Origin of the sequence: Pseudomonas sp. PSPC3-2 (assembly GCF_049897085.1) — a bacterium.
GTDB lineage: Bacteria > Pseudomonadota > Gammaproteobacteria > Pseudomonadales > Pseudomonadaceae > Aquipseudomonas > Aquipseudomonas paraveronii.
On record NZ_JAFCVO010000004.1, the window covers coordinates 34,349 to 48,588 of the forward strand.

Here is a 14,240-nt window from a genome sequence, read left to right on the forward strand (position 1 = left end):
CAGGCCACTTTTATCAAGTTATTGATTTATAAGTGATTAATGACATTGGCCGCGATATTGCTAAGTAACTCCCCATTATTCCAATCCCGTCCACCAGACGAATCTGGCCCCGAGGAGTTTCCATGAGCGAGTTGCGTTTCACTGAAGATCACGAATGGCTGCGCGCCGAAGCTGACGGCAGCGTCACCGTAGGTATCACCGCGTTCGCGCAAAACGCGCTGGGTGATGTGGTTTTCGTGCAACTGCCGGAGTTGCAGGCCTACGACAAGGGCGCCGAAGCGTCCACCGTGGAATCAGTCAAAGCCGCCAGTGGCGTGTACATGCCGTTGGACGGTGACGTCCTCGAAGTGAACGCCGAGCTGGAGGGCCGCCCGGAACTGGTCAACGAAGACCCGATGGGCGAAGGCTGGTTCTTCCGCTTTAAACCCGCCGATGCCGATGCAGTGGCTACGCTGTTGGATCAGGATGCGTATGACCGCCTGATCAAAGCCAACGCACAAGCCTGAGGAGCGCGCCATGACGATCAACTTGAGCACCGCCAACGAATTCATCGCCCGCCACATCGGCCCGCGCCAGGAAGATGAGCTGCAGATGCTCGCCAGCCTGGGCTTTGATTCCCTGGAAGCCCTGAGCGCCAGTGTGATCCCGGAAAGCATCAAGGGCACCAGCGTGCTCGGCCTGGAAGATGGCTTGAGCGAAGCCGAGGCCCTGGCCAAGATCAAGGCCATCGCCAGTCAGAATCAACTGTTCAAGACCTACATCGGCCAGGGCTACTACAACTGCCATACGCCGTCGCCGATCCTGCGCAACCTCTTGGAAAACCCGGCCTGGTACACCGCCTACACGCCCTACCAACCGGAGATTTCCCAGGGCCGCCTGGAAGCGCTGTTGAACTTCCAGACCCTGATCAGCGACCTCACCGGCCTGCCGATTGCCAACGCGTCGCTGCTTGACGAAGCCACCGCCGCCGCCGAAGCCATGACCTTCTGCAAACGCCTGAGCAAGAACAAGGGCAGCAATGCCTTCTTCGCCTCGATCCACAGCCACCCGCAAACCCTCGACGTGCTGCGCACCCGTGCCGAGCCCTTGGGCATCGACGTGGTGGTGGGCGATGAGCGCGAACTGAGCGATGTCAGCCCATTCTTCGGCGCCCTGCTGCAATACCCGGCCAGCAACGGCGACGTGTTTGATTATCGCGAGCTGACCGAACGCTTCCACGCCGCCAATGCCCTGGTGGCCGTGGCCGCCGACCTGCTGGCCCTGACCCTGCTGACCCCACCGGGTGAGTTCGGCGCCGACGTGGCCATCGGCAGCGCCCAACGCTTCGGCGTCCCGCTGGGCTTTGGCGGCCCGCACGCGGCGTACTTCTCTACCAAGGATGCGTTCAAGCGCGACATGCCGGGCCGCCTGGTCGGGGTTTCGGTCGACCGCTTCGGCAAGCCGGCCCTGCGCCTGGCCATGCAGACCCGCGAGCAACATATCCGCCGCGAGAAAGCCACCAGCAACATCTGCACCGCCCAGGTCCTGCTCGCCAACATTGCCAGCATGTACGCCGTGTACCACGGCCCGAAAGGCCTGACCCAGATCGCCCAGCGCATTCACCAGTTGACCGCGATCCTGGCCAACGGTTTGAGCGCCCTGGGCCTGAAGGTCGAGCAAGAACACTTCTTCGACACCCTGACCCTCAACACCGGCGCGCGCACCGCCGCCCTGCACGATCAAGCACGCGCCCAGCGCATCAACCTGCGTGTGGTGGACGGTGAGCGTCTCGGCCTGTCGGTCGACGAAACCACCACCCAGGCCGATATCGAAACCTTGTGGGCACTCTTCGCCGACGGTAAAGCCCTGCCGGACTTCGCCGCCAAGGTCGAAGGCAGCCTGCCGGCCGCGCTGCTGCGTCAGTCGCCGATCCTCAGCCACCCGGTGTTCAACCGTTATCACTCCGAAACCGAACTGATGCGCTACCTGCGCAAGCTGGCCGACAAGGACCTGGCGCTGGACCGCACCATGATCCCGCTGGGCTCCTGCACCATGAAGCTCAACGCCGCCAGCGAAATGATCCCGGTGACCTGGGCCGAGTTCGGTGCCCTGCACCCGTTCGCCCCAGCCGAACAAAGCGCCGGCTACCTGCAACTGACCACCGAGCTGGAAGCCATGCTCTGTGCGGCCACCGGGTATGACGCGATCTCGCTGCAACCGAACGCCGGTTCCCAGGGTGAATACGCAGGCATGCTGGCGATTCGTGCCTATCACCAGAGCCGTGACGATGAGCGCCGCGACATCTGCCTGATCCCGTCATCGGCCCACGGCACCAACCCGGCCACCGCCCACATGGCCGGCATGCGTGTGGTGGTGACCGCCTGCGACACCCGAGGCAACGTCGACATCGAAGACCTGCGCGCCAAAGCCATCGAGCACCGCGACCACCTCGCTGCGCTGATGATCACCTACCCGTCGACCCACGGCGTGTTCGAAGAAGGTATCCGCGAGATCTGCGGGATCATTCACGACAACGGCGGCCAGGTGTACATCGACGGCGCCAACATGAACGCCATGGTTGGCCTGTGCGCGCCGGGCAAGTTCGGCGGCGACGTGTCCCACCTGAACCTGCACAAGACCTTCTGCATCCCGCACGGCGGTGGCGGCCCGGGCGTTGGCCCGATCGGCGTCAAATCGCACCTGAGCCCATTCCTGCCCGGCCACGCGACCATGGCACACAAGGAAGGCGCTGTGTGCGCCGCGCCGTTCGGCAGCGCAAGCATCCTGCCGATCACCTGGATGTACATCAGCATGATGGGCGGCGCGGGCCTCAAGCGCGCTTCGCAGTTGGCGATCCTGAATGCCAACTACATTTCCCGTCGCCTGGAAGAGCACTACCCGGTGCTCTACACCGGCAGCAACGGCTTGGTGGCGCATGAATGCATCCTCGACCTGCGCCCGTTGAAAGACAGCAGCGGCATCAGCGTAGATGACGTGGCCAAGCGCCTGATCGACTTCGGGTTCCACGCGCCGACCATGTCGTTCCCGGTGGCCGGCACCTTGATGATCGAGCCGACCGAAAGCGAATCCAAGGAAGAACTGGACCGCTTCTGCGACGCGATGATCGCCATCCGCGAAGAAATCCGCGCAGTCGAAAACGGCACCTTGGACAAGGACGACAACCCCCTGAAAAACGCCCCGCACACAGCCGCAGAACTGGTGGGCGAATGGAGCCACCCTTACAGCCGTGAACAAGCGGTGTACCCGGTGGCGTCGTTGATCGACGGCAAGTACTGGCCGCCGGTTGGCCGGGTCGACAACGTGTTCGGCGATCGCAACCTGGTGTGTGCGTGCCCTTCAATCGAGAGCTACGCATAACCGGATCAAAAATGTGGGAGGGGGCTTGCCCCCGATAGCGGTGGATCAGTTATCTATTGATCGACTGACACACCGCCATCGGGGGCAAGCCCCCCTCCCACACTTTGATCGGGTACACCCGACACCTAATAAGAAACCGGAGAACAACCCATGTCGTTAAGCGTGTTCGACCTGTTCAAGATTGGCATCGGCCCCTCCAGCTCCCACACCGTCGGCCCAATGCGCGCCGCCGCGCGCTTTGTCGAGGGGTTGCGCCGTGACGACCTGCTGAGCGCCACCACCTGCGTCAAGGTGGAACTCTATGGCTCACTCGGCGCTACCGGCAAAGGCCACGGCAGCGACAAGGCCGTGCTGCTAGGCCTGGAAGGCGAACACCCGGACACCGTGAACACAGAAACCATCGCCGCGCGCCTGGCACAGATGCGCAGCGACGGCCGCTTGAACCTGCTCGGCGAACACAGCATTGCGTTCAACGAGAAAGAACACCTGGCGATGATTCGCAAACCCCTCGCCTATCACCCCAACGGCATGATCTTTCGCGCCTTTGACGCCGCCGGTATCCAGATCCGCAGCCGCGAGTACTACTCGGTGGGCGGCGGTTTTGTGGTGGATGAAGACGCCGCCGGCGCCGACCGGATCGTCGAAGACGCCACCCCCCTGACCTTCCCGTTCAAGAGCGCCAAGGACTTGCTCGGTCATTGCGCCACCTACGGGCTGTCCATCAGCCAAGTGATGCTGACCAATGAAAGTGCCTGGCGCCCCGAAGCCGAAACCCGCAACGGTCTGCTGAAGATCTGGCAGGTGATGCAGGACTGTGTGGACGCCGGCTGTCGCAACGAAGGGATCTTGCCGGGAGGCTTGAAGGTCAAGCGTCGTGCCGCTGCCCTGCATCGCCAGCTATGCAAGAACCCTGAGTCAGCCCTGCGCGACCCGTTGTCGGTACTCGATTGGGTCAACCTGTACGCGCTGGCGGTCAACGAAGAAAACGCCAATGGCGGGCGCGTGGTTACGGCGCCCACCAACGGTGCCGCCGGGATTGTGCCGGCAGTGCTGCATTACTACATGCGCTTTATCCCCGGCGCGAATGAAGACGGCGTGGTGCGCTTTCTGCTCACCGCCGCCGCCATCGGAATTCTGTACAAGGAAAACGCATCAATCTCCGGCGCCGAAGTTGGCTGCCAGGGTGAAGTCGGCGTGGCCTGCTCGATGGCCGCCGGTGCGCTGTGCGAAGTATTGGGCGGCAGCGTGTCCCAGGTGGAAAACGCCGCCGAGATCGGCATGGAACACAACCTCGGCCTGACGTGCGACCCGATTGGCGGCCTGGTGCAAGTGCCGTGCATCGAGCGCAATGCCATGGGCTCGGTCAAAGCCATCAATGCCGTGCGCATGGCCTTGCGCGGTGATGGGCAGCATTTTGTGTCCCTCGACAAGGTTATCCGCACCATGCGCCAGACCGGCGCCGATATGAAAAGCAAATACAAAGAAACCGCCCGTGGCGGTTTGGCGGTCAACATTATCGAGTGCTGACGCTTAGACGCGCGTCCGCACGTTTTTCAGGAGCTGAATATGTCCACCGAAACCCTGTTGAAAACCCCATTGCACGCGCTGCACATCGAACTCGGCGCGCGCATGGTGCCCTTCGCCGGCTACGACATGCCGGTGCAATACCCGCTGGGCGTGATGAAAGAACACCTGCACACCCGTGATCAGGCCGGGTTGTTCGACGTGTCCCACATGGGCCAGATCCGCCTGACCGGCGCCAATGCCGCCAAGGCCCTGGAAACCCTGGTGCCGGTGGATATCATCGACCTGCCGGTAGGCATGCAGCGCTACGCCATGTTCACCAATGACCAGGGCGGCATTCTCGACGACCTGATGGTGGCCAACCTGGGTAATGACGAGCTGTTCCTGGTGGTCAACGCGGCCTGCAAGGACCAGGACCTGGCGCACCTGCGCGCCAAGATTGGCGACCAGTGCACCATCGAGCCGTTGTTCGAAGAACGCGCCCTGCTCGCCCTGCAAGGCCCGGCAGCCGTGAAAGTACTGGCGCGCCTGGCCCCTGAAGTGGCCAAGATGACCTTCATGCAGTTCGCATCCCTGCGCCTGCTGGGTGTGGACTGCTACGTCAGCCGTTCCGGCTACACCGGTGAAGACGGCTTTGAAATCTCGGTGCCCGCCGCCGCCGCCGAAAGCCTGGCCCGCAGCCTGCTGGCCGAGACCGAAGTACAAGCCATCGGCCTGGGCGCCCGCGACTCCCTGCGCCTGGAAGCCGGCCTGTGCCTGTATGGCCACGACATGAACACCGACACCACCCCGATCGAAGCCAGCCTGCTGTGGGCGATCTCCAAGGCCCGTCGCGCTGACGGCGCACGTGCGGGTGGCTTTCCCGGCGCCGACCGGATCTTTACCCAGCAGCAAGCCGGTGTAAGCCGCAAACGTGTCGGCCTGCTGCCTCAAGAGCGCACGCCCGTGCGTGAAGGTGCGGAAATCGTCGACGAACACGGCACCGTGATCGGCAGCGTCTGCAGCGGCGGCTTTGGCCCAAGCCTCGGTGGCCCGTTGGCGATGGCCTACCTGGACAGCGCGTTCATTGCGCTGGATACCGAAGTGTCTGCACTGGTGCGTGGGAAAAAGGTGCCACTACGTGTAAGTAAAATGCCATTTGTGCCGCAACGTTACTACCGCGGCTGATTGACTGCTTCTATAAGTAACGCGGTCGCAATAACGCGCACTAAACTGTAACGCGACCGCCATAAAACAGTGCATTTTCGATAGTCATTGTTATAGGGGTTAACCTATAACAAGTGACCAATTCTATCGAATAAGTCGGTACACGAGTATTCAACGAAATGTCACTAGGCCTAGCAAAACCTGGGCTTTTTGCAGGGCTTGTTTTTTCTGCATTAGTTGTCGTAGAGTTTGTCCACTGTGTTTGCATGGGTCGCTTGAAACCTGACCTGGGCAGTAGCCAAAGTTTGCTACAACCCGTTCGACGTCTCTTACTTTCCTGCAACCCAGCCCAGTACTCTTTCATGCGAAAGGGGCTGTCATTCATTTTTAGCGTCAAGGAAATAAGAAAATGTCGGATAAACGTCAGAGCGGTACCGTCAAGTGGTTCAACGACGAAAAAGGGTTTGGTTTTATCACTCCAGAAAGCGGTCCGGATCTGTTCGTACATTTCCGCGCTATTCAGGGCAACGGCTTCAAGAGCCTGAAAGAAGGCCAGAAAGTGTCTTTCGTCGCCGTGCAAGGCCAGAAAGGTATGCAGGCTGATGAAGTGATCCCCGAAGCCTGATCCTTCCTGCGACAAAAAGCCCCTGATGGTGACATCAGGGGTTTTTTTATGGGCGCGTGAAGGGTGTTGCGCCGTAAAATGCTTTTTTCTTCAGAGAGCCCTGCCATGTCCAAACCCCTGCTGAGCCCCCAAGGCGAATTTCCCGCCGTTGGCCTGGGCCGTCGTCTGGCAGCGATGTTCTATGACTTCCTCCTCTGCACTGCGCTGCTGATTGTCACGGCCTTTATCTACAAGCTGGTGTGGATCGCGTTCGTGGGCGAAGCCAAAATGCGCACCCTCACCGAATCCGGCACGCTGGACGGCGACCCGTTGCTGTCGACGATTCTATTCTTCGTGCTGTTTGGTTTCTTCGCCAAGTTCTGGACCCATTCCGGGCAGACCCTGGGCATGCAGGTGTGGGGCGTGCGCGTACAGAACGCCGACGGCTCGCGGATCAGCCTGTGGCAGGCGCTGTTGCGCTTTGTGGTGTCGATCGCATCGTGGTTATGCGTGGGGCTGGGTTTTATCTGGTCGCTGTTCGACAAGCAGAAACGCAGCTGGCATGACATCTACTCTGACACGCGGTTGGTGCAGGTTCCGAAGCGGAAAAAATAACGCCCTGCTGGTGCGGATCAAAATGTGGGAGGGGGTAAGCCCCTCCCACATGTTCGACCGGGTCAGGCGTTGCCGGCCTGCTTCAGGCGCGCAGCTTGGGTGAAATCAAGCATGCGCTTGAGCGGGCGTACAGCCTGCGGGATCACCGAAGGCTCGACGAAGATCTCGTTACTGCCCTCACGCAGGCACTGCAGCGTGCGCTCCAGCGTATTCATCGCCATCCACGGGCAGTGCGCGCAACTGCGGCACGCCGCGCCATTGCCGGCGGTAGGCGCTTCGATAAAGACCTTGTCCGGGCACAGCTGCTGCATCTTGTAGAAAATGCCGCGATCGGTGGCGACGATGAACGTTTTGTTCGGTAAACGCTGAGCGGCAGCAATCAGTTGGCTGGTGGAACCCACCGCATCCGCCAGTTCGATCACCGAGGTCGGGGATTCCGGGTGGACCAGGATCGCCGCGTCCGGGTACAGCGCCTTCATGTCTTCCAGTTGCTTGGACTTGAACTCTTCGTGGACGATGCAGGCACCGTCCCACAGCAGCATGTCGGCACCGGTCTGGCGCTGAATGTAAGTGCCCAGGTGTTTGTCCGGCCCCCAGATAATGGTCTCGCCGTTGTCCATCAGGCTTTCGACGATTTCCAGTGCACAACTGGAGGTCACCACCCAATCCGCCCGCGCCTTGACCGCCGCCGAGGTGTTGGCATACACCACCACGGTGCGCTCAGGGTGCTGATCGCAGAACGCCGAAAACTCATCCACCGGGCAGCCCAGGTCGAGGGAGCATGTGGCTTCCAGGGTCGGCATCAGGATGCGTTTTTCAGGGGTGAGAATTTTGGCAGTCTCGCCCATGAAACGCACGCCGGCGACCAGTACGGTCTTGGCCGGGTGGGCGGCGCCGAAGCGCGCCATTTCGAGGGAATCGGAGACACAGCCGCCGGTTTCTTCGGCCAGGGCCTGAATCACCGGGTCGCAATAGAAGTGGGCGACCAGCACCGCGTCCTGAGCTTTGAGCTCGGCGGCGATGGCGGTACGCAGGCTGGCCTCTTCCTCGGCGCTGAGGGCCTTGGGCTGCTTGGCATCGAGGTGGGCTTGAACCAGAAGGCGTTCGGAAATTTGCGTCATGTTCGCAAGACCTGCAGGCGCCGTTGCGCGAAAGTCGAGTGTACCACCGGCTCTGGAGCCCTTCGGGCGCCGCCGGACGAAGTGATGTGTCATCAAGCACGGGTTAAGGTGAAGCTGCGCAAGGCTACAGAATATCGAATGGATTCAAAAGCCTAATCTGGCACGGCGCGGCGCATCTGTCGGACAAAAAAAAGCGGGAAGGCCCATCACTGGGCCTTCCCGCGTTGACCACGATTAACCTCAGCGCATCAGCGCATCAGCACATCCGGATCATCCTGCAATAGGACTGAGTCATGCATCTTCGCCAATGCATCCTTCAACGTCGACTGCTCCAGCGCATCCTTGGATTTTTTGCTTTCCCTGCCCGCGTGTTCGAGCAGTGCCAGGTAGTCACGCTTGGATGAGCCTTCCTTCGGCACCACGGTGTCTTCTACCAGGTTGGCCATCACATACTTCTGCGTGTGGGTATTCTGGGAAGCCGACTGTGTGACGGAAGCACGGGTCAATTGGCCGTCTTTGTAGGCAAAGCTCGCGGTGCTGCTGGCCCTGTCCTGCAATTGCACATACAGGTAATTCTGCGATTCGCGACTGCCATCAAACACCGGCGGTTTCCCACCATCAAGGCCTTTGTGGAAGCTCGCCGAAAGCACCGATTGCTGGTTCTGGGTGACGCTGCGATCCGCGCTGCTGCGACCATTGACCTGGGTTTTCTGCGACACATTGTAGGAAAAGCTGTCGACCTCTGAAGCGCGCATCGGGTTGGAGCTGTCTACGGCCTGCTTGATGGAAGCCTTGAAGTCAGCCAGACCGGTCAGCAAGCCTTTGTCGCTCGGATTGTTGCTCAAGGCTTCCACGGCGCCAGCGCCTTGTGGATAGTTACTGTTCATGGCGCTGAACGCGTCTTTGAACATCGCCATCAAGTCAGTGTTGGCACTCCCTCGCTTTTCCACCCGGTCGAACTGGGCGAGGTAGGTTTTCAGCGCGTTGGCCTGCTGTTTGGCATCGCCGAGGATCGCCGCGTTTTTCAGGTCCACCGCCAGGTCAATGCTACCCGCCGGGCCACTCATGCGTGTGGTGCGGCTCTGGCTGTCGGCGTGAAAAGCCAGAGTCAGGTCATCGCCGCCCTGGGACTTCACCTTGGCATTAAGGTCTACGGACGCCAGCACCTTTGAATCAAACTGAGTCAATTGGCTTAGGTCGAGTTTTGGCGGCACAGCGGTCAGCCCATCAACCGAGGCTTGGAAGGCACTGCCCAGTTGACCGACGGCCTTGAGCTCGTCAGCACTTAAATCGCCCCCCTCCACCGTGGCCTGCACGCCCAGCCCATCTTTCTGGCTCGACAAGCTGAAGGTGACGGTCTTGCCGCTGGCGGTCTTGATGCTGAGGCTGACCTGATTCTCGGCCTTACTGTGCAGCACGGTCTGGTCGGCCTTGATCGCACCGGCGTCCCCGGCCCGGTCGGCCGTGGTGTTGAGCACCGACTGTGAAATGCCCGCGCCGCCGCCTTTGGCGAACTGCGCCAGCAATGCTGCCCCCAAGCCGCTGTAGCGACTGGCCGTGGAGGCCGAGTTAAAGCTGGTATTGATGATCTTGCTGACTGCGTCCTGGCTGCTATTTTCCCAGGCCCGCACACTTTCCCGACCCGGCATCTGCCCGTCTCGGGAGTAGATATCAACGACATCGGCAGCCGGATTACCGAGGCTGACCACCGATGCAGGTCGCACCGGCGAGACATCGACAGTGTTCGCCGAAATGGCGAGCGGTGTGGCTGCCGCGCGAACAATGAGTGGATTGCTAGCGATGATCGGAGTTAGCGTAGTCATGACAGTCCGTGTCTTAAAAGCTTAGTAGCCTCCAATCTAGTCAAGATAAGCCGCGATTGACAGCATTAAAGCCGAAATAAGTGGCAAAGAGCCACGTCAAAAAACTGCCTTTTTGCCGCATCGCGCAGACTCAGGAGCTGTAAGTCACGGCAACACATACCGCGCGATCGCTCGTAGGAATATGTACAGAACGTGCCGGCATTATCGAATGCCTTCCCACAGCAAAAGCAGTGCAGTGCGTAAGGAAGTCGCTGGTGGGGGGAGGTATCTTAATGACATGATGAAGGCCATTTAACCCGCTCGGCCAAACTCAAATGAATAGCACCGTCGGGATGGGCTCTGAGGCCAGCGAACTGGCCACCTCCGGCCTGGGCCAAAACGAAGCGTTCACCGAGCGCGTACTGGCCAGCATCAACGATTGCATCAAAGTACTCGATCTCGATGCCCGCCTCACGTTCATGAGCGAAGGCGGCCAAAAAATCATGGAGGTCAGTGACTTCAACACTATCCGTGGCTGCTCCTGGCCCGATTTCTGGCAGGATCAAGGCAACCTAGACGCCAAGGCCGCCGTACAGGCCGCCAAAAACGGCGAGAGTGCCAGCTTTATCGGCCCGGCCCAGACCCTGGCCGGTAACCTGAAGTGGTGGCATGTACAGGTCAGCCCGATCCTGGGCAGTAACGGCCGACCGGAACAGATCCTCTGCGTATCCCGCGACATCACGGCCCTACGTGAAGCCGAAGAGGCGTTGCGCAAGCTCAACGAATCCCTGGAACAACGGGTGATAGAACGCACCCGCGACCGTGACCGCATCTGGCGGCTGTCTCCGGACTTGATGCTGGTGGCCCAACTCGACGGCGTGATTTCCGCCGTCAACCCAGCCTGGACTCGCATGCTCGGTCACACCGAACACGACTTGGTGGGCAGCCAGTTGCTGGCCCTGGTACACCCGGACGACCTGGCCGACTCCTCATCGGCAGTCAGCCGCCTGGGAGACGGCAAGAACTTCCCGAACTTCAAGAACCGTTACCGCCACCAGGATGGCAGCTACCGCATGATCGCCTGGACCGCCGTGCCCGATAGCGACTACATCCATGCGGTGGGCCGTGATATCCAGGCTGAAGAAGAAGCCAAGGACGCCCTACGCCTGTCGGAAGACGCCCTGCGTCAGTCCCAGAAACTGGAAACCATTGGCCAACTCACTGGCGGTGTCGCACACGATTTCAATAACCTGCTGACGGTGATCAAATCCTGCGCCGACTTGCTCAAGACCCCGTCGCTGAGCGAAGTGCGGCGCATCAAATACGTGGAAGCCATCGCCAACACGGTCGACCGCGCCGCCCGCCTGACCGCGCAACTGCTGACCTTCGCCCGCCGCCAGGCCCTGCGCCCGGAAGTGTTCAACGTCGGAGACAGCGTGTTGCGGGTGGGCGAGATGATGGACAGCCTGACCGGCTCGCGGATCAAGGTCACCATCGAGGTGCCGGATGAACCCTGCTTTATCAACGCCGATGAAAGCCAGTTCGATACCGCGTTGGTGAACATGGTGGTCAATGCGCGGGATGCCATGTCCGGCAATGGCCACTTGACCATCCAGGTCGCGACAGCCGCCTGGCTACCGTCGGTACGTGCCCACCCGGGGCTGGTCGCCGACTACGTGACCATCACGCTGAGCGACACCGGCACAGGTATTGCGCCGGAAAAACTCGATGCCATCTTCGAGCCCTTCTACACCACCAAAGGCATCGGCCAAGGCACCGGGTTGGGCTTGTCGCAAGTGTTTGGCTTTGCCAAACAGTCGGGCGGGGAAATTCTGGTGCAGAGCGAATGCGGCAAGGGCAGCCAGTTTATGTTGTACCTGCCCAAGGTCGAGGCCAGCACGATGCCGACCTCCCAGGACAACCCTAGCGCACCGATTGTCTCGAACTTGTGCGTGCTGATGGTCGAGGACAACGCCGACGTTGGCCTCTACACCTCGCAAACACTGGAGCAGATGGGCTTTCACGTGTTGTGGGTGCCGAACGCCAAGAGCGCGCTGGAAGCCCTGGCCCCTAACCCGGAAAGTTTCCAGGTGGTGTTCTCCGACATCTCCATGCCGGGTATGAGCGGCCTGGAACTGCTCGACGCAATCGAAGCACTCTACCCGTGGCTGCCCGTGGTGCTCACTACAGGCTACAACGACGAATACGCGCGCATCGCCCAGGAAGAAACCAAGCGCTTTGTGCTGCTGCAAAAGCCCTACGCCACTGAGACGTTGGCCTTACTCCTGCAAAAGGTCATCAAGGGCCGGCTGGGCGGCTCGCTGGGCGGGGAATAGGTCGAAGCGACCTCCGCGTCAGCACGCACGCATAAGCGGAGCCGCGTTTCAGCATCGGAAGGCGGATTGCGTGCGGTGGGACATGGCACGTCGACTTTTTCACAAGGCAAAAAAAAACCCGGAAATCCTCACTTGCGTGGGCCTTCCGGATTTTCTAAACCGCCAAAAATGGTGGGTCGTGTGGGATTCGAACCTACGACCAATTGGTTAAAAGCCAACTGCTCTACCAACTGAGCTAACGACCCGCTGTGTTGTGGCGCGTATAATACTGATTTCTAAGGATTATTCAACACCTTATTTGAAATAAATCAGAAATAACGCGTCGGGTCCGTAATTCCGGCCGTTTGGAAGCCATCTGCGCGCAGTCGGCAGCTGTCGCATTTCCCACAAGCGCGGCCGTCAGCGTCTGCTTGATAGCAGGAAACAGTCAGCGAGTAATCGACGCCAAGTCCTACGCCAGCCTTCACGATATCGGCTTTGCTGAGGTTCTGCAGCGGCGCCAGGATACGGAAGCCCTGCCCCTCTACGCCGGCCTTCGTCGCCAGGTTGGCCATGCGCTCGAACGACTCGACGAACTCTGGGCGGCAGTCCGGGTAACCGGAATAATCCACTGCGTTAACGCCGATAAAGATATCGCGGGCATTCAGCACTTCTGCCCAGCCGAGGGCCAGGGACAGGAATACGGTGTTGCGCGCCGGTACATAGGTGATCGGGATGCCTTCGCTGGGCGCTTCCGGCACGTCGATGCTGCTGTCGGTGAGGGCCGAGCCGCCGATGCCGTTTAGGTTCAGACCAATGACCTTGTGCTCGGCAACCCCCATTTCGCGGGCGATGCGGGCAGCGGCGTTCAGCTCGGCGCGATGGCGCTGGCCGTAGTCAAAACTCATGGTGTAGCAGGTGTAGCCTTCAGCCTGCGCCATGGCCACCACCGTGGCGGAGTCGAGGCCACCGGACAGCAGGATCACTGCGCGTTTTTGATCAATCGGTTGTTCGGTCATTTCAGCGTCCCGGCTCGTCGTTCCAAAGGTATTTATGCAGCTGCAGTTGCAGACGGACCGGCAGGTTATCAGCCACCACCCAGTCGGCCAGGTCGCGTGCGTTGAGGTCGTGATGGCTTGGCGAGAACAGCACCTCGCCCGCGCGGCGGTCCAAACCATACTGGATCAGCTTGGTGCTCGCCCAGTCGTAATCGTCGCGCGAACAGATCACGAACTTGACCTGATCGTTGGCTGTCAGCAGGTTCAGGTTCTCGTAGAGGTTGCGATGCGCCTCTTTGGAGCCCGGGGTCTTGAGGTCGACCACCCGGCTTACACGCGGGTCCACAGCGGAAATATCCAGAGCGCCGCTGGTTTCCAGGGACACCTCGTAACCGGCGTCACATAGCTGCTTGAGCAAGGGGATGGCGTTGGGTTGCGCCAACGGCTCGCCGCCTGTCACGCAGACGTAGCGTGGCCGGTAACCGGCAACCTGCTCCAGGATGTCTTCAAGGGTGCGCACCGTGCCGCCACTGAAGGCGTAGGCGCTGTCACAGTACTGGCAACGCAGGGGGCAACCAGTCAGGCGCACAAATACTGTGGGCAGGCCGGCCGTTCGCGTTTCACCCTGTAACGAGTAAAAAACTTCGGTGATGCGTAATGTGTCTTGCATAGTCGCCACGGGCGTAACAGCTAAACAGGCTGTCCGCCTCCGTCAGGCACTTCAAGGAATTACGCCAACGCGTCAACCCCAGGAAGCG

Annotated in this window: 11 protein-coding genes and 1 tRNA gene; 7 read left to right on the forward strand and 5 right to left on the reverse strand. The window is 60.5% G+C overall.

The genetic code is table 11. The features are described from left to right. Nucleotides 1-122 precede the first annotated feature (122 nt). The 6 genes from gcvH to ACP7CJ_RS08710 all read left to right on the forward strand — a co-directional run bounded on the left by gcvH (nt 123) and on the right by ACP7CJ_RS08710 (nt 7,246). The gene (gene gcvH, locus ACP7CJ_RS08685; protein WP_247408160.1) at nt 123-506 is read left to right on the forward strand and encodes a glycine cleavage system protein GcvH; all 384 of its coding nucleotides are present in this window, start codon (nt 123-125) and stop codon (nt 504-506) included. A gap of 10 nt (nt 507-516) precedes the next feature. Next, nucleotides 517-3,357: an aminomethyl-transferring glycine dehydrogenase gene (gcvP, locus tag ACP7CJ_RS08690; RefSeq protein WP_426100136.1), complete on the forward strand. Its 2,841-nt coding sequence runs from the start codon at nt 517-519 to the stop codon at nt 3,355-3,357. Nucleotides 3,358-3,507: 150 nt separating this feature from the next. Then, nucleotides 3,508-4,884, forward strand: a complete 1,377-nt coding sequence (locus ACP7CJ_RS08695) for an L-serine ammonia-lyase (protein WP_253398452.1) — start codon at nt 3,508-3,510, stop codon at nt 4,882-4,884. Nucleotides 4,885-4,923: 39 nt separating this feature from the next. Further along, complete coding sequence (gcvT, locus tag ACP7CJ_RS08700) at nt 4,924-6,048, forward strand: glycine cleavage system aminomethyltransferase GcvT (protein WP_426100137.1); 1,125 nt, start codon at nt 4,924-4,926, stop codon at nt 6,046-6,048. A 388-nt stretch (nt 6,049-6,436) separates the two neighbouring features. Further along, nucleotides 6,437-6,652 (forward strand): cold-shock protein, encoded by a 216-nt coding sequence (locus ACP7CJ_RS08705; RefSeq protein ID WP_247400485.1) that lies wholly within the window; start codon nt 6,437-6,439, stop codon nt 6,650-6,652. Between the two features lie 105 nt (nt 6,653-6,757). Continuing rightward, nucleotides 6,758-7,246 carry an RDD family protein gene (locus ACP7CJ_RS08710; RefSeq protein ID WP_276194613.1) on the forward strand — a complete coding sequence of 163 codons (489 nt, stop codon included), beginning with the start codon at nt 6,758-6,760 and terminating at the stop codon, nt 7,244-7,246. Nucleotides 7,247-7,308: 62 nt separating this feature from the next. Here ACP7CJ_RS08710 and nadA read toward each other — a convergent pair whose 3' ends face one another. Further along, complete coding sequence (gene nadA, locus ACP7CJ_RS08715; RefSeq protein WP_276194614.1) at nt 7,309-8,367, reverse strand: quinolinate synthase NadA; 1,059 nt, start codon at nt 8,365-8,367, stop codon at nt 7,309-7,311. A 248-nt stretch (nt 8,368-8,615) separates the two neighbouring features. Next, a complete protein-coding gene (locus ACP7CJ_RS08720) occupies nt 8,616-10,016 on the reverse strand; it encodes a lactate dehydrogenase (protein ID WP_426100274.1) in 1,401 nt (466 codons plus the stop codon). 488 nt (nt 10,017-10,504) lie between these two features. Between ACP7CJ_RS08720 and ACP7CJ_RS08725 the strand changes: the two genes are divergently transcribed. Further along, nucleotides 10,505-12,505 carry a hybrid sensor histidine kinase/response regulator gene (locus tag ACP7CJ_RS08725; protein WP_247400493.1) on the forward strand — a complete coding sequence of 667 codons (2,001 nt, stop codon included), beginning with the start codon at nt 10,505-10,507 and terminating at the stop codon, nt 12,503-12,505. Between the two features lie 169 nt (nt 12,506-12,674). Here ACP7CJ_RS08725 and ACP7CJ_RS08730 read toward each other — a convergent pair. From ACP7CJ_RS08730 to queE, 3 genes are all read right to left on the reverse strand, one after another. Further along, nucleotides 12,675-12,750, reverse strand: a tRNA-Lys gene (locus tag ACP7CJ_RS08730). 63 nt (nt 12,751-12,813) lie between these two features. Next, nucleotides 12,814-13,488, reverse strand: coding sequence for a 7-cyano-7-deazaguanine synthase QueC (gene queC, locus ACP7CJ_RS08735; RefSeq protein WP_426100276.1), 675 nt, complete (start codon nt 13,486-13,488; stop codon nt 12,814-12,816). Nucleotides 13,489-13,504: 16 nt separating this feature from the next. Further along, complete coding sequence (gene queE, locus ACP7CJ_RS08740; RefSeq protein WP_426100138.1) at nt 13,505-14,152, reverse strand: 7-carboxy-7-deazaguanine synthase QueE; 648 nt, start codon at nt 14,150-14,152, stop codon at nt 13,505-13,507. Nucleotides 14,153-14,240 lie beyond the last annotated feature (88 nt).